We start from the raw sequence: 15,917 nt of genomic DNA, 5'->3' as shown, positions 1-15,917 counted from the left end.
CGGTATGGAATCGACGCGCCGCCCCGACGGACAACGGAGAAACACCGGGTCCGCCGTATGGGCACCGCTGGCGTTCGTGGCCGCGCTCATCGTGGCCTGGGAAATCACGGTGCGCGTCACAAACGCACGGCCACAGGTGCTTCCAGCTCCCTCCCGGGTACTGACTTCGGGCTGGGACCAACGAACAACGATTCTCGAACATACGCTCGCTACCCTCGGAGTCACCGCGGCCGGATTCGCGCTGTCTCTGGCATGTGCGTGGGCGATCGCGATCGTCGCGGATTTCTTCCCGGCGTTCCGGCGCGGGCTGATGCCCATACTGGTGGCCTCTCAGACCCTCCCGGTCGTCGCGATCGCTCCGCTGATGGTCATCTGGTTCGGCTTCGGGCTCTGGCCCAAAATGCTCGTGGTCGCCCTCGTGACGTTCTTCCCTGTCGCAATCGGCCTGATTGAAGGATTCGCCTCGGCTGACGGCGGAGCCAGCCGTCTCCTTCGGAGCATGGGAGCCAGCCGAACCCGCACCTTCTTGCTCGTACGGCTGCCGTCGGCGCTCCCTGGCTTCTTCACCGCGCTGCGGATCGGCATCACCTACGCCGTCACCGGAGCGATCTTCGCCGAGTACGTCGGAGCCCGGCACGGCCTAGGCATCTACATGAGCGTGCAGAAGAACGCTTTCCGTACCGACCTTGTCCTCGCTGCTGTCGCGGTCGCGGCCGTTGCCAGCATCGGCCTCTACCTCTCGACCTACCTGATCGAACGAGCCGTAATCCCCTGGCACACCAAGCAACGAAAGAACGCGCAAACATGACGCTGCAGGCGCCGCCGCGACTGCGACTGACCGCCATCACGCGGGAGTTCCCTCTGCCGCGAGGCCAGACGAGGAAAGTGCTCGACGGCATATCCATGTCCGTCGAACCACACGAATTCGTCTCGATCCTGGGCCCGTCAGGGGCGGGTAAGAGCACGCTGTTCACGCTCATCGCGGGTCTTGACCGCCCCACGTCGGGGACGATCGAGCTGGACGGCACCGACATCACCGGCACGCCCGCCCACGCCGCATACATGCCTCAGCAGGATCTCCTCTTCCCCTGGCGCACTATCGCGGAGAACACCGCACTCGGCCTGGAAGTCCAGGGCGTGCCGCGTCGGAAGGCGCGGGCCCAGGCGCGGGATCTGTTTGCCCGTTTCGGACTGGCAGGGTTTGAGGACGCCTACCCCTTCGAGCTGTCCGGCGGTATGCGACAGCGCGCCGCACTGCTACGCACAGTCGCCCAGCAACGCCCCACGCTGCTGCTCGACGAGCCATTCGGCGCGCTCGACGCCCTCACCCGAATGCAGCTCCAGGACTGGCTGCAGCAGGTCTGGGCCGAGAATTCCTGGACAGCGCTGCTGGTCACCCACGACATCCGCGAAGCTCTCATCCTCTCCGACCGTGTCGTGGTGCTCAGCCCACGACCGGCACGGGTACGGCTGAGCCTCGCCGTCGACCTTCCGAGACCACGCGACATCGCGGTGACGACCACGCCGGAGTTCGGCCGCCTGGAACGCACACTGCTGGAAGCGGTCACCGGAGCGGACGACCCGTCCCCCGCCCTCGCAGCACCCACCCAGTTCTAGATTCTGGCCCGCCACACCGCACAAGAAAGGCGCACGAGCGTGACCAACCCAGCACGAGAGACACCGCCCGAACAGAACGGCGTACCTACCGCACCGAGGATCTCCGAACAGGTGGTCCTGGTCACCGGCGGAGCGCGCGGGCTCGGCCGCGCCATTTCAGAGGCATTCCTGCGCGAGGGCGCACGAGTGGTCATCAATTACCACTCCAGTCGAGATGCAGCAGAACAGCTCGCGGCTCAGCATCCCGGCCGGGCGATCGCCGCCGCGGCCGATGTCCGCGACCGGCCACAGGTCGATGCGCTCATCGCGGCGGCGGCCGACGCGTTCCACGCCCCCGTGTCGACCGTGGTGAACAATGCGCTGGTGAACTTCTCCTTCAACGGAGATGCGCGCGAAAAAGCCGATCAGATCGGCTATTCGAGCTTCGACGCGCAGTTCGGCAGTGCGGTGCGGTCCGCACTCAACGTGATCCAAGGAGCACTTGGCGACTTCGACCGGGCCGGCTCGGGCCGCGTCATCAACATCGGCACGAACCTGTTCCAGAACCCCGTCGTGCCCTATCACGACTACACCGCATCCAAAGCCGCCCTGCTCTCGCTGACACGCACTTTCGCCGACGACCTCGGCCCCCGGCACGTCACCGTCAACATGGTCAGCGGCGGACTCCTACGCACCACCGACGCCAGCGCGGCCACACCCGGGGCCGTATTCGACGCGATCGCCGCCGCCACACCTCTGCGCACGGTCACCACACCAGCGGAATTCGCCGACGCCGTGCTGTTCTTCGCGTCCCCCTGGTCACGGGCCATCACCGGCCAGAACCTTGTCGTCGACGGCGGCTTGGTCAAACACTGATGCAAACCTCCACTGGACACCGGCCGTCGGTGCGCTTGAACCTGTTCGCCTTCGCCTGCGGGCACCACTCGGCGGCCTGGCGAGCCCCCGACTCCAGCGTGCGCCGGCTCGGAGAAATCACGTACTGGGAAGAGCTGGCAAGGATTGCCGAGCGCGGGCGACTGGACGCGATATTCCTCGCCGACGGCCAGGCCCTCGGGATCGGCGCCGTGAGCCGGGGACCGCTGTGGCACTTCGAACCGATCACAACCCTGACCGCGATGGCGCGCGCCACCGAACGGATCGGACTGGTCACCACCGTATCGAGCACATTCTGGAGTCCGTACCACGCGGCTCGCCTGCTGGCGAGCCTCGACCACATCTCCGGGGGCCGTGCCGGTATCAACGTCGTCACCTCGATGACCGACGACGAAGCCCGCAATCACGGGGCGGACCGACTGCCCGACCACGAGGACCGCTACGCCCGAGCGACCGAGTTCATTGAGGTGCTGAACGGGTTGTGGGACTCGTGGCCCGCAGAGGCGATCATCGCCGACCGAGACGGTGTGTTCGTGGACCACTCGCTGCTGCGCCCCGCGCGACATCACGGTCGATACTTCGACGTCGCAGGCCCGCTCAATGTGCCCTCGCCGCCGCAGGGCCGCCCGGTGCTATTCCAGGCCGGAGCCTCCGGGCCCGGACGGGACCTCGCCGCTCAGTACGCCGAAGGCGTCTATGCCGTCGCGTGGGACCTGCCGTCAGCTCGCGCCTATCGTCACGACATCCGGGCCCGAGCAGCTGCTGCCGGTCGCGACCCCGACGGCATCGCCGTGATGCCTGGTCTGGTGGCCTATGTCGCATCGACCGAGAGTGAAGCGCGGGCACAGCAACGCACTCTCAACGACCTGCTGCCGATTGAGGATGCGCTGCGCCAACTCGCCTTCTTCGTCGGAGCCGACACCTCGGCGTGGGACCTGGATGCTCCCGTGCCGCCACTGCCGCCGTTGGAGGAGTTCACCGGCCCGCAGGGACGCTACGCCACCGTTCTCCGCATCATCGAGAGCCGACGTCCGACGGTTCGTGAGCTCCTGGGTTTGCTGGCCGCCGGCGGTGGGCACGCAACTTTTGTCGGCACGCCCGAAGCCATTGCCGACGAGATCGAGCGCTGGGTCGATGGCGGCGGCGCCGACGGATTCAACCTCATGCCGGCCACCCTGCCTGCCGGTATCGAGAACTTCGTGGACCATGTCGTTCCTGTCCTGCAACGGCGCGGACGATTCCGACAGGAATACGGTGGATCAACGCTGCGCTCACACCTCGGCTCGAGTCCGACAAGCAGATAAGGGAACCCCGCTGCTCACGGCGGCATCAAGCGAGAACACATTGTCAGCGGAGCGGCATCAGAGAACACGGGCAATGGCCGACACGATGCTCGGCACGGCCGGCGACATCTCCTGCGGTTACGACTTCGGCACCTTCGGTTCCCGCTTCGATCTGTTCGACGAGAGCCTGGTCCGCATCGACACCAAGGCCGACCGGGTAACCCAGTTCGGGCGTTCGACAATGGCAATCTCATAGAACGACTGGCCGATTCGTCCGCTACGAACGAGGCCGCCCGACGCTCGCCAATCCACGACGATTTGAACAATATCTCGCGTGGCACGCGATGAATTTTGCTCTCCGGTACAGTCCGATCTGCATGGGCAAACTAATCTATGGCTTCAACGTGTCAGTGGATGGGTACATCGCCGACGCACAAGGCAACATCGACTGGGCCGATCCGAGCGAAGAACTGCACCAGTACTGGAACGACTTCGAGCGTGACACCGCCCTGTCGTTCTATGGCCGGCGGCTCTACGAACTGATGTCCGCGTACTGGCCGACCGCTGACAAGGTCCCGGATGCCACCCCTTTGGTCGTTGACTTCGCCCGCATCTGGCGCGGCATGCCCAAGGTCGTGTTCTCGCGCACCCTCGAGTCCGTCGACTGGAACTCCCGCCTGGAACGCGGCGACCCGGTCGAGGTGGTGACGAAGCTGAAAGCCGAAACCGACGGCAACCTGGAGGTGGCCGGCGCGACGCTGGCCGCACCGATCGTGCAGGCCGGGCTGGTGGACGAATATCGAATCGTGGTCGCGCCCACCGCCGTAGGCGGCGGCACCCCGTTCTTCCCTCCCCTGCCGTCATGGATCTCGTTGCGACTGTTGGAGAACCGCATCTTCCCGGGTGGCACGGTCCTGCTGCGCTACGAGGCGAAAACACTCAACAGCACCGACAGTGTCTGATCATCAGCACATACCAGCGGCAGTCAGTACCGACGAATTGACTCGCATCACCGAAACGGCTGGCCATTATTGACGTGTTCTTGCGCAGTGTCCCGATTCCCTTCGCCCCGGCTTCGGCCCCTCCCGCTTTGTCACACCAGAGTGACCGCCGACGTCGAGCGTCCCGCCAGAGTGACGCAGGGAGGCGAATCAGCCGATCGACGATCAAAGTCATCTCTGCCTGCCCAGCTATTTGAGACCAGACATTTTCATCCAATGCAGCGACGACGGCGCAGTACTCAGCGATCAAGGACGATGCGCAGTGCCGCATCAAAGCGACGCATCTCATCGAGGCTGGGGAATCTGACACTTTTGACGGGCAGTTTCAACTGTCATTGGCAAGAAGCCCAGCACCGCTTCTGGCACCATTGAGGAGATGGATGCGCTCTCGGAGCCTAGTCTCACTGATCCGTTCGAAGACGCGATCGATGACGCGCTGAGATCCTTGCCGGCCGAGCTCCGTGCGGCGATGAGCAACGTCGAGATCGTCATCGAGGACGAGCCTCCCGACGGGCAACGGCTGCTCGGCCTATACCGCGGGATACCGCTGCCGCGAAGGAACAGCCAGTACGGCGGGGTACTTCCCGACAAAATCAGCATCTACCGCGGGCCGATCACCCGACTCGCTGCCGGCGACGAGGATCGTCTACGTGGTGAGATCAGGCACGTCGTGCTCCACGAGATCGCACATCACTTCGGGATCAGCGACGAGCGGTTGATCGAACTCGATCGCTACTGAGGTCGTGCTGATCTCCGCCGCACAGGCCGTCTGCTGTGCCGATCGTTGGGAGGAAGGGCAGTCGATGGCCCTCCGCCCCTGCCTTCGATTATGTGGTGGCGCTACTCTACATCCCTTGCACAACAAGGTAATTCAATATATCTACCCGGTCACCCGCATAGCTTTCCGGGGTCGTTTTAAGCCGTCTAGCAAGGTAGGGGCAGCGTCACGAAGGGGATTACGCGGGCACTGCTGTTGCAGAACGCCGCATTGGCTTGCTGCCCGCTCTCGATCGCGCTGGGCAGGTTGCCCGTCAGGAGGTCTACCCCGCCGATGACGGAGTTTGCTAGCCCACATGTGAGCACCACGTTCTGCGGGTCGAGTGTGTCTGGCAGTTTCAGAAACCCGATTTCGACGGGCGTCGGGATGCTGTCGATCTGGGCCTGGTAGTACCCGCAGTCGGGTTGACCGTTTGCAAGGACTCCCGGCTCCGGTGCGTTCATGGCTTCGAGTTCGGCGGCCTGCTGTTCGGCAGCGGCTTGGTCGTTCGCGACCATTTGGTCGGAATTGGCCAGGGCCTGTGAAGATGCTTGTGATGAATTTCCTGAACATGCAAGTATCAGGCGGCTGTTGTCTGTTTGAATTTGGCGGTCTTGGTCGGCTAGCGCCTGGTTACCTGTCGGGCCGTATGACGCCTCGTCGCTGCTGACTTGGTTGGAGGCAGCAACAGTCGCATCGACCAAGGCCTGCTGCCCCGCTGGGGTGCTCATGTCGTACGGGCAATCCGTGTCAGCCGCCGCTGGCGAGCAGAGCGCGACACTGGTGCCTAGAGCGGCGGCAGCGACGCTGATCGCTGCTGCAAGCTTCTTCTTCATTTATTCCTTATCGCGCTCATGCGCCCGCAGGCGTTCCAATTGGTTGATTGGCCGTGTTGACTCGGACCGTCCCCCGGCCACCTCGGGGACTCCAGCTATCGCGCAGCTAACTGCGCGGTGGCTGTCACTCTATGAGGCGATCTCCCTGGCTCGTGCACAGCGACCCAAGCCAGGTTCTGGCTTCTTGCCGGAATTATGGCAGATATTTCACAGTGTCTGAACAGATGGGCGCCAGATCCGTACGTTTAGCTGACAACGTGGAAGCAAAGCCACCAGCGTCGACGTCGCTGTGTAACGACCCCAGTGCGCTTCCGAAGATCAGCCGACCCGCGTCAGAAGGCGCGGATTCACCACTGCACTTCCAGGAATACGGCGGGTTACTAGCAGTTTATGTCGTATCACCATGCGGTCCAATGGTTTTCATTGGCGATGACGAATATGCACATAAGCCTGCTGGGGCGTCAGGTAGGCCGCCGATCGCGCACTTCAGCAAACGAGCTCGTCTCGGAACCTCGCGAGGACGCGCCGGCTGATCAGGCCACAGCGATCCTGCCGATCGTTGCCTCTGCAGTCATTGTCACTGTATGGCTCGACTAATGCCGCACATTCTCGGCGCGAATCGTCACCACCGTCTACAGCCCAGATGGAACGACCTTGCCGTTGACCGTCACCTCGACCTGACCGGTCTTCGTGTTGTACGCGATCTTGCCGTGCTCGAACGTCGACACGAGCAGATCGCCGTCAGCGTTCTCGTCGCTGGTGGGCACGCCCAGCGGACCTGCCGAGCCGTTATTGCCGGTGACCGCAGGCACGCCGTCCGGATCGCGCTGGACATTCCAGGCCTCCCGGATCTTGCCCCAGGTGATATACGCGGGTGTGCCGGCCTCGTCGTTCTTGGCGACGATCACGCCACCCTGGAACTGCTGGAACACCACACCGCTCTCTCGCGTTCCCGCGTTGTGGTCACCCGTCAGCGCCTTGCCGAGAGCGTCCTTCTGGCTCGTCGTCGCCGACGAGTACTTGGCAGCGATCGGGCCGGTCAGCGTCACCTCGACATCTCTCTCACCGATGAGCTTCACTTCAGCGGGCTGCACGGGGGTTTCAGATGTGGAGGTGGAGATCAACCCGACCTGAGGCGACAATGATGCGTCGACGTTCGTGCCATTGCTGCAGCCCACAGTGATCAGCGCGACGGCGGCTAGGCCGACGACAGCCGTGTTGCGGTATGCGATCGTCCTCATAGGCTTCCTCTCACGTCTTCCTGTGGTGTGGGTCGAGTGACAGCCGAACCCTCGCCCGGCCCGGACTATAGCCGAAGCTCTTGAGCGGCGCGGGCAATTGCGGTCTTCGTGGCTCCGAACAGACCTACGATGCGGTTATAGACGGACCTGAGTATGGGATCACGAATGCCCGCTGAAATCCACCGTGGACCCGGCGGACGAGTTCCATCGCATCCCATCGATACTCGACACGGCGCAATACGCAGGAATCGAAAATGCCCCAATGGCTTTCGTGACTGCGACGACAACTGTGCTACTCGTTCGGAAGCTCATCGCGGAAATTGAATCCCGCCACAGGCGCATCGGTTGTCAACGCGTGGCGAATCGAACTCAACCGAAAGACCCTGTCCCAGTACCAGTGTCATATTTTCTGACAGTCATTCACCACGAGAATGTACGTATTGCCCTACACTCCAGCTGTTTCCAGTCTCAGTTCAGACGCGTAAATCTGCCCCAGGTTCATGAGAACGGACATCAGCTGCCGAGTTACGGCGGGCGCTGCGCTGTGCCAGTGCCACCGAGAGCGCTGTCGCGAGCACCAACACCGCGAGCGCACCGAAGCCCGCTGATACCGCCGTCGTCCACACCCCGTTAAGCAGTAGGAGGCCCGGCACGGTGCACGTCGGGATACCCAAAAGAATCACGAACCAACCGGTGAAATACCCCAGGTCGACCCGCCCCGCCTTGGCTACGCCAAGCCCGAGCATCACGAAGAACAACGCCCAGATGATTGCCCAGGTCGCCCAGATGACGGCGAACACCGGGTCCGTGCCGACGCTCTTGATCGCAAAGAAAGTCACGATCACCGCGACAAACGAGCAGTACCAACCGAATCCCCGCGCGTCGATGTCGAAGATCTGAATCAAACCGAACCACAGGTAGGTGAACCCGAACAGATAACTCGGCCAGGCCGCGTTCACGATGGCGAGATCGCCCCCTGACTGCGCAAGTATCAGCGTCGGCACGACAATCTGAGCGGATCCGACGAACAAATTCAGCGGCGCGGCTCCCCGCGGATCGACGACTCCGATCGCTGTCAGCCCATTGACAAGTAGCACCACTCCGACGAAAAGCAGTCCGACATTACCCATCAGAGGCCGATCCATTCCGCGGACTGATCCCTCTGCACAGCCTTTTCGTGCGTCGAGGACTTTTCGCACAGCGAATTGAACAGCGGCTCTTCATCCTTGGGTGTCAGATGTATGAAGTCAGCCCGTGATTCTTTTGCCCAGGAACAGTCCTGTAGGTAGACGATCGCGGTAGGGCGGTGTCGAGTGAGTTTCGGCATGTGTTTGGCCCCTGTCGTGTGACGGTGAACTCTCGACAGCGTAGAAACGGCCGTATCACCCCGGCTATGGGAGGAATCTCCCATTTGGGACTACCCGATGAAGCTCGCGCCCGAATCCAATGAATCTGCACAATTGTTGGTCGACGACGACCCACCGACAGATGTACGCCCAGCACGATGAGCAGAGCCGTAGCCCTCTGCGACGACAGCGCCCATCCCCCAATTCACTCGGTCGCGATGCCCTGAGGGTCAAGGTCACGCAGCATTCTGCCGGATAGCAGTCCCCAGGCCATGGCCTGGGACACGCACGATGCCCGGTTGCTGGCGCCGAGTTTGGCAGTCGCACTCTCCAGATGGTGTCCCGCAGTACGAACGCTGATGAACAGCTGGGCCGCGATCTGGTTGTTGGTCAAACCTCTTGCAGCAAGGGTGAGCGCGTCGAGTTCGCGAGGTGTGATTCCGAAAGGCAGTGCGACGCGAGTGATCAACATGACCGCGTGCAGGCTGTCTTGCCGGAATCGAGGCGCGGTTCCGATGCGCCGCACATGCAGCCAGCCTGTGCCGTCATGCCAACGCGTCGTCGCACCCCCCACCACGGTCGACGCCATCTCACGGACAAGCGCCTGATCGATCGGCGAATCCCACTGGCCCCCCAGCCGCAACAAGTGTGCGCGGCCGGTCGTGTCAACCGCCCAGGCCTGAGCTTCCGGCCCCATCAGTTCGGCCACCATCCGCGGCCTCACCGAGAGGTCCAAGTGTTCGGCCATCTGCAGGCGCAGCGTGTTGATTTCGTCCACATCGTCATCGCTCGGATAACGCGGATCGTCGCAGTTGACATGGATGGTGCCGGCGTAACTGCCCTCAGTAGTGACCAGCCGAGCCGACAGTCCCTCATCGAACCCAGCCGGGGCGAAAACCCCCGTCACCGAGTACGTAGTGCGGTAGGCCGGAAAATCGCGCCACCGCAGAGCACCCAGGCTGCGTCTGCGCATCGCATCGAACAGCGGGTCGTGCTCGACAAACCAGTTGTTGAAATGATCCATCACCTCATCGGGGTACCCGTGGTTTGCGATGGAGAGGTGCCGACGCTGAATCGGGTCCCACAGGCAGATCGCCGAAGCCGACGACGCCACCCGCTTGCCGAGGGCATCAAGCACCTCGCTTGCTCGGCTTTCGATGCTGCTGTCACTGTCGAGCATTGCGGCGTAGGTGCTTGCCATCGCCAGAAGTCCCTTCGTGCAGTTCACCCGAACTGGTCCGCCCTGTCTGTCACAGACCGCGGTTCCGCGGATTGTATGCCTCGAATCGCGAATCCATGCCGCTTCCAGAAAATTCGTATGAAGTCGGGCGGTTCTCTCGATTCGGAGATACCGCCAACCTCGAAACCATCATTGAAAGACGTATTTGGGGAGTATTTCAACGTCACGACGGTGACGAAACCGGAGTGGGTGTCAAATGGGAGATTCCTCCCATAGCCGGGGCGATGCGGCCGTTTCTACGCTGACGAGAGTTCACCGTCACACGACAGGGGCCACGACACATGCCGAAACTCACCCGACACCATCGCACCAGGATCACCGTCGATCCACCCCGATCCGTACCTGCACAAATGTCTCCGGGCAACGGATTCGACGGGCTGACATCATGCATCTGACACCCAAGGACGAAGACCGGCTACTGCTGTTTCTGGCCGCCGAACTGGCCCGTAAACGGCGTGCCGCGGGGCTTGCCCTGACCTACGCCGAGGCGCGGGCGCTGATCGCCGACGAAGTAGCCGAGTCGGCCCGAGCGGGCGCCACGGTTGCCGAGGCCGCGGCCCACGGTGCCAGCCTGCTGACCGACGACGATGTACTGCCCGGCGTGCGCACGCTGCTGGGCTCGGTCCAGGTCGAGGCATTCTTCGAAGACGGACAGAAGCTGGTCACCGTGCACGATGCGATCACACCGGGCACCAGGACCGCCGCCGAACTCGCCGTCGTTCCCGGTGAAATCCTCGCTGCCGAAGGTGATCTGGAGCTCAACGCCGGCCGGGAGACCGCAACGGTGACGGTCGAGAACACCGGCGACCGGCCCATCCAGGTGGGTTCGCATTTTCATTTCTTCGAAGCCAACCGGGCGCTGCGCTTCGACCGCCGCGCGGCCTTCGGGATGCGTCTGGACATCCCGTCGGGAACCGCCGTGCGCTTCGAACCCGGTGAGGCACAAAATGTTTCATTGACTCAATACGCGGGCGAGCAGATCGTCATCGGACAGAACGACATGACCAACGGCCCGACCAAGACTGAACCGAGTGGAGAGCTCATGACCAATCTGCACGCCAACGGCTTCCTCGATTCGGCGGTGTGACAATGACACACCGGATCAGCCGTCAGCGCTACGCCGAACTGTTCGGACCCACGGTCGGCGACCGGGTCCGCTTGGCCGACACCGAGTTGTTGGCCAAGGTCGAGGCCGACGCCACGGTGTACGGCGATGAGGCCGTCTTCGGCGGCGGCAAGACCATGCGTGAGGGTATGGCCGTGCACGGCGATGTCACCAATGCCGAAGGTGCGTTGGATTTCGTCATCACCAACGTCTTGATCATCGATGCGGTGTTGGGTATCCGTAAGGCCGACATCGGAATTCGCAACGGTCGTATCGCCGGGGTCGGCAAGGCCGGCAACCCCCGCACGATGGCCGGTGTCGATCCCGAACTTGTCATCGGAGCAGGCACCGATATCCGTTCCGGCGAAGGCATGATCGCCACGGCCGGCGCGATCGACGTTCACGTTCATTTCGACAGCGCAGGACTGGTCGAGGAAGCCATCTCCAGCGGCATCACCACGATGATCGGCGGCGGCCTCGGTCCCGTCACGGTGGGTATCACGTCCTCGGGGCCGACCAACCTGGCCCGGATGTTGAAGGCAGCCGAGGCCTTCCCGATGAATTTCGGTTTCCTCGCGAACGGCAGCGCATCGAGCACCGCACCGCTGATCGAGCAGGGACTCGCGGGCGCCATCGGTTACAAGATCCACGAGGACTGGGGCGCAACGCCCGCAGCCATCCGCGCTTCCCTGGATGCCGGCGACGAGCTGGACCTGCAGGTGCAGATCCACTCCGATACCCTCAACGAGGCGGGGTTCTTCGAGGACACCATGGCCGCCATCAACGGTCGGCCGATCCACACCTACCACGCCGAGGGCGCCGGTGGCGGCCACGCACCCGACATCATGCGGGTGGTCGGTGAGTCGTACTGCCTGCCGTCGTCGACCAATCCGACAAATCCGTACACGCTCAACACTTTCGACGAGCATCTGGACATGGTGATGGTGTGCCACCATCTCAACCCGCGCATCCGCGAGGATGTGGCCTTCGCCGAGTCCCGGATCCGCCGCGAGACGATCGCGGCCGAGGACGTGCTGCACGATCTCGGTGCCATCTCGGCGATGGGATCGGACTCCCAGGGCATGGGCAGGATCGGTGAAAGCATCGCGCGGACTTGGCAACTGGCGTCCCATATGCGGGCCACCCGCGGTCCCCTGCCCGAGGATGTGACCAGCGGGCTGCCTTCCGACAACGCTCGGATTCTCCGCTATATCGCGAAGCTGACCATCAACCCGGCCAAGCTCTTCGGCATCGACCATGAGATCGGTTCACTGGAACCGGGCAAGCTGGCTGACATCGTGCTGTGGGAGCCGAAGTTCTTCGGTATTCGCCCCGAGGTGGTGTTCAAGGGCGGATTCCCGGCCTGGTCGGTGATGGGTGAGGCCAATGCCTCGCTGATGACCTGCGAGCCGCTGCGATACCGTCCGCAGTGGGCGGCCTACGGGCGCACCCCCGCAGACGTCTCGGTGAACTTTGTCGCCGAGGGTGCCATCGCCGGCGGACTGGCGGACAAGCTGGATCTGCAGACCCCGCTGGTCGCTTGCCGCGGTGCCCGGGCCCTGACGAAAGCCGATCTACTGCACAACAACTACTTGCCCGACATCTCCATCGAACCCGATACCTACCGCGTGATCGTGGACGGCGAGGAGTGCACCAGCACCCCGATGACATCCGTCCCGCTGGGCCGGCGTTACACGCTGAAGTAGATAGGAATACGACGTGAGTGAAGTGATCCGTATCGGTATCGGCGGTCCAGTCGGGTCCGGTAAGACCCGACTGGTGGAGACGCTGGTTCCCGAACTCATCCGACGAGGTCTCGGTGTCGCGGTGATCACCAACGACCTGGTGACCGACGAGGATGCCCAGCGGGTCCGGCGCAGCGGTGTCATCGACCCGCGCCGGGTGCGGGCCGTCGAGACCGGGGCGTGCCCGCACACCGCGATCCGGGAGGATCCGTCGGCCAACCTGGCCGCTGCGCGGGAACTGGCCGCGGAGTTCGACGACCTGGACCTGATCCTCATCGAGTCGGGTGGCGACAATCTCGCAGCCACCTTTACCTCCGACCTGGTCGACTATTGGATTTTCGTCATCGACACAGCGGGCGGCGATGACATTCCGCGTAAGAAGGGTATTGGTCTGCTGCAAGCAGATCTGCTGGTGGTCAACAAGATCGACCTCGCTGACCTGGTGGGATCCGATCTCGACGGAATGCGTCGCGACTGTGACATAGCCCGGCCCACCAAGCCGACGGTGTTCACCGACCTGCGCTCCGGCCAGGGACTGACCGAATTGACCGAGGTCCTATTGGACGGCGCCATGCTGGTCCCGGGCCACGCGTGATCGCACCCGGTGAGCTGACCGTTCACGTCGGCACCGACGACACCGGGCGTACCCGCATCAGCAAGCTTCGGCAGCGGTATCCGCAGCGGGTCACCACCGTCCTGCATACCGATGAGAGGTTCCCGCTCGCTGCGGTGCTCTGTGTGCAGAGCCCCAGCGGCGGGACCTTCTCCGACGACGACCTGTGCACCACCGCGGTGTGTACGTCGGGATCCCATCTCTTGCTCACGACCCAGGCCGCCACCCAGGTGTACGCCGGGGCCGGTCCGGGAGCCAGGCATCGGCTGCAGTTCACAGTATGCTCCGACGCCATCCTGGAGTACCTGCCCAAAACAGTGATACCGCAATCAGATTCCGTGTTCGACCAGAATCTCGACATCGATATTTCGCCGACCGGGACGTACATCGGCTGGGAAGCCGTGGCCGCCGGCCGGATCGCCCACGGTGAGCGGTTTCGCTACGCCTCCAGCGACTTCGCCGTCACGGTGCGCAGTGAAGGGCAAGTGATAGCACGTGATCGACAACGGTTCACCCCGTCGGTCTCGCCGTTTCTCGACGGCGACTATGTTGCGACCATGATGGTACTCACCCCGGGTCGCCCAGCTGTGACCAGCGTGGTCCGCGAGGCACTCGCGGGCCTGCCGGGCGTACGGGGAGGTGCTGGCGAATTGCCCCGCGGTGCAGGAACTTTTGCTCGTATCACCACCGACCGTGCACCGACGTTACGAAACGCCCAAGAGACTGTCCACGCCGCCGTACGCGACGCGGTCCTGCCGCACTGAAAGGTGCCCATGATGATGAAGGCCGACGCCATTCTCGGTAACGCGACCGATCCGCAGTTCGTCGGGTGCAACGTGCATCACGTCGACATCGGCTGGGGGGACGCCAGTAAACACCGACAACGTGTCACCACCGACTCCGGATTGGAAGTGCTGATCCAGCTCCCCCGCGGCAGCTTCCTATACGACGGTGCAGTGATCAGCGACGACGGGGTCAACGTTGTTGTGGTGCGCCGTCCTCCCGAACCAGCTATCCGAGTCCGATTCGCGGACAACACCGGTCGCGCTCTACTGATGTTCGGTCACATGCTCGGCAACCAGCATGCCCCGGTCGACGTAGACGAAGAGGGGCTGACCGCACCCCTGTTCACCAGTGCCCACGCAGCCCAGCACCTGCTCGCCGACATGGGCCTCGTCGGCGAAGTAGGCGACGAGGCGATGGCTCGCAACGGATGGTCCCGAACCTCGGCGGATAGCCATGCCGGCCATCACCACTGACCCCGATGTCGGGGCGGCGCTATGGATGCAATTGCACGACAGCGCTTTTCCCGCAGGACGGTTGGTGCACAGTCACGGAGTGGAGGAATGGCTGGCCGGCCACCCCGAGGCTCAGGCCGATACCCTAGAGGCGACCACGCTCGGTTACCTCATCCACGGCCACGCCCCCTTGGACGCCACGATAACCGCTCACGCCTGGCGGATGTCAGACCACCCGCAGCAGCTTGCCGAACTCGATGAGCTGACCGCTTCGTACAAGCTTTACGGCAACGCCAGGACCGCATCAACATCGATCGGCCGCCAACTCGCCGCCACCGCAACCGAAATCGGCATGGTAGACAATGATCCTTATATCGCGGGTGTGATCAGCGGAACCTTTCCGGGGCACGCGGCGGTCGTCGACGGGGCGATCCAGTCTCGGCTGGGTATCCCGCAGCAGCTGGCCGTGCTCGGTTCGATGCAATCGATGATGGCCGCGCTGCTCAGCGCTGCGGTGCGGCTAGGCCGGTTGGGCCCGCTACAGAGCCAGCGCATCCAGCTCCGTGCCGCCGAACTGGCTGTTCAGCTATCAAAGGAGGCGTGCGAGCGCCCGCTGCACGAACTGTCCAGCACAACACCCGCCCTGGAAATCAGCGGTATGCGTCATGAGGAACGGACGTCGAGGCTGTTCGCCACCTGAGCAGATCTAGCAGATCGCGATGATTCCCGGAGGTGGAATCTAGCCAACCCCGCAGGCGAGCCGGGCTGCAGCATCTCTCTGATCTCGTACAGACCGACCTCCCGAAATCCATGCCGCCTGCTTTCGTGACCTGAGCCGCCACGAACAGATGAACAAACCACCGGCGTGACGCGCCGGTGGTCCCATCACCCTGGCAAAAATCAGCTCACACCGGTCCCACGCTCATGGCACGCGACACCCGGGGCTCAGACTGGCCATCCGATTCGGTCATTTCCGGATTAGAGCAGCGGGCGGCACCGGAAGTCCCCGCGGACTTATGCGT

Annotated in this window: 17 protein-coding genes; 13 read left to right on the top strand and 4 right to left on the bottom strand. The window is 63.3% G+C overall.

Features of this window, described 5'->3' with window-relative positions:
- The first annotated feature begins 4 nt into the window (after positions 1-4).
- From H276_RS0109560 to H276_RS0109530, 7 genes are all read left to right on the top strand, one after another.
- Positions 5-808 (top strand): ABC transporter permease, encoded by an 804-nt coding sequence (locus H276_RS0109560; RefSeq protein ID WP_051111413.1) that lies wholly within the window; start codon positions 5-7, stop codon positions 806-808.
- Positions 809-810: 2 nt separating this feature from the next.
- Positions 811-1,617 carry an ABC transporter ATP-binding protein gene (locus H276_RS0109555; RefSeq protein WP_369758462.1) on the top strand — a complete coding sequence of 269 codons (807 nt, stop codon included), beginning with the start codon at positions 811-813 and terminating at the stop codon, positions 1,615-1,617.
- A gap of 111 nt (positions 1,618-1,728) precedes the next feature.
- Positions 1,729-2,472 carry a 3-oxoacyl-ACP reductase gene (locus H276_RS0109550; RefSeq protein WP_019971082.1) on the top strand — a complete coding sequence of 248 codons (744 nt, stop codon included), beginning with the start codon at positions 1,729-1,731 and terminating at the stop codon, positions 2,470-2,472.
- Entirely contained in the window at positions 2,472-3,794 is a 1,323-nt protein-coding gene (locus H276_RS0109545; protein WP_019971081.1) for an LLM class flavin-dependent oxidoreductase, read from the top strand. The genes H276_RS0109550 and H276_RS0109545 overlap by 1 nt, the downstream gene beginning before the upstream one ends.
- Before the next feature lie 73 nt (positions 3,795-3,867).
- Positions 3,868-4,029, top strand: a complete 162-nt coding sequence (locus tag H276_RS24605; protein WP_019971080.1) for a hypothetical protein — start codon at positions 3,868-3,870, stop codon at positions 4,027-4,029.
- 121 nt (positions 4,030-4,150) lie between these two features.
- Positions 4,151-4,735, top strand: a complete 585-nt coding sequence (locus H276_RS0109535) for a dihydrofolate reductase family protein (protein WP_019971079.1) — start codon at positions 4,151-4,153, stop codon at positions 4,733-4,735.
- Positions 4,736-5,150: 415 nt separating this feature from the next.
- Entirely contained in the window at positions 5,151-5,513 is a 363-nt protein-coding gene (locus H276_RS0109530; RefSeq protein ID WP_019971078.1) for a metallopeptidase family protein, read from the top strand.
- Between the two features lie 185 nt (positions 5,514-5,698).
- Here the strand turns inward: H276_RS0109530 and H276_RS24600 are convergent, their stop codons facing one another.
- The 4 genes from H276_RS24600 to H276_RS0109510 all read right to left on the bottom strand — a co-directional run bounded on the left by H276_RS24600 (position 5,699) and on the right by H276_RS0109510 (position 10,155).
- Entirely contained in the window at positions 5,699-6,367 is a 669-nt protein-coding gene (locus tag H276_RS24600) for a hypothetical protein (RefSeq protein ID WP_155943024.1), read from the bottom strand.
- Between the two features lie 632 nt (positions 6,368-6,999).
- The gene (locus tag H276_RS0109520) at positions 7,000-7,608 is read right to left on the bottom strand and encodes an LGFP repeat-containing protein (protein ID WP_019971076.1); all 609 of its coding nucleotides are present in this window, start codon (positions 7,606-7,608) and stop codon (positions 7,000-7,002) included.
- A gap of 473 nt (positions 7,609-8,081) precedes the next feature.
- A complete protein-coding gene (locus H276_RS0109515; RefSeq protein ID WP_026356775.1) occupies positions 8,082-8,753 on the bottom strand; it encodes an AmiS/UreI family transporter in 672 nt (223 codons plus the stop codon).
- A 406-nt stretch (positions 8,754-9,159) separates the two neighbouring features.
- Positions 9,160-10,155 (bottom strand): helix-turn-helix transcriptional regulator, encoded by a 996-nt coding sequence (locus H276_RS0109510; protein ID WP_019971073.1) that lies wholly within the window; start codon positions 10,153-10,155, stop codon positions 9,160-9,162.
- Positions 10,156-10,579: 424 nt separating this feature from the next.
- Between H276_RS0109510 and H276_RS22785 the strand changes: the two genes are divergently transcribed.
- Genes H276_RS22785 through H276_RS0109480 form a run of 6 tightly spaced genes read left to right on the top strand, consistent with a single transcriptional unit; the run spans position 10,580 to position 15,595 of the window.
- Positions 10,580-11,281 (top strand): urease subunit beta, encoded by a 702-nt coding sequence (locus H276_RS22785; RefSeq protein WP_019971072.1) that lies wholly within the window; start codon positions 10,580-10,582, stop codon positions 11,279-11,281.
- Positions 11,282-11,283: 2 nt separating this feature from the next.
- On the top strand, positions 11,284-13,005 hold the full coding sequence (ureC, locus tag H276_RS0109500) for an urease subunit alpha (RefSeq protein ID WP_019971071.1): 1,722 nt from the start codon (positions 11,284-11,286) through the stop codon (positions 13,003-13,005).
- Between the two features lie 13 nt (positions 13,006-13,018).
- Positions 13,019-13,639 (top strand): urease accessory protein UreG, encoded by a 621-nt coding sequence (gene ureG / locus H276_RS0109495; RefSeq protein ID WP_019971070.1) that lies wholly within the window; start codon positions 13,019-13,021, stop codon positions 13,637-13,639.
- Positions 13,636-14,421, top strand: a complete 786-nt coding sequence (locus H276_RS0109490) for an urease accessory protein UreD (protein WP_019971069.1) — start codon at positions 13,636-13,638, stop codon at positions 14,419-14,421. The genes ureG and H276_RS0109490 overlap by 4 nt, the downstream gene beginning before the upstream one ends.
- A gap of 9 nt (positions 14,422-14,430) precedes the next feature.
- Positions 14,431-14,916: a hypothetical protein gene (locus H276_RS0109485; RefSeq protein ID WP_019971068.1), complete on the top strand. Its 486-nt coding sequence runs from the start codon at positions 14,431-14,433 to the stop codon at positions 14,914-14,916.
- The gene (locus tag H276_RS0109480; protein WP_019971067.1) at positions 14,897-15,595 is read left to right on the top strand and encodes an urease accessory protein UreF; all 699 of its coding nucleotides are present in this window, start codon (positions 14,897-14,899) and stop codon (positions 15,593-15,595) included. Before H276_RS0109485 ends, H276_RS0109480 begins: the two co-directional genes overlap by 20 nt.
- Positions 15,596-15,917 lie beyond the last annotated feature (322 nt).

The organism is Mycobacterium sp. 141, from assembly GCF_000382405.1.
Classification (GTDB): domain Bacteria; phylum Actinomycetota; class Actinomycetes; order Mycobacteriales; family Mycobacteriaceae; genus Mycobacterium.
Note: the sequence above shows the minus strand (reverse complement) of the source record. Positions and strands in the feature narration are given on the sequence as shown.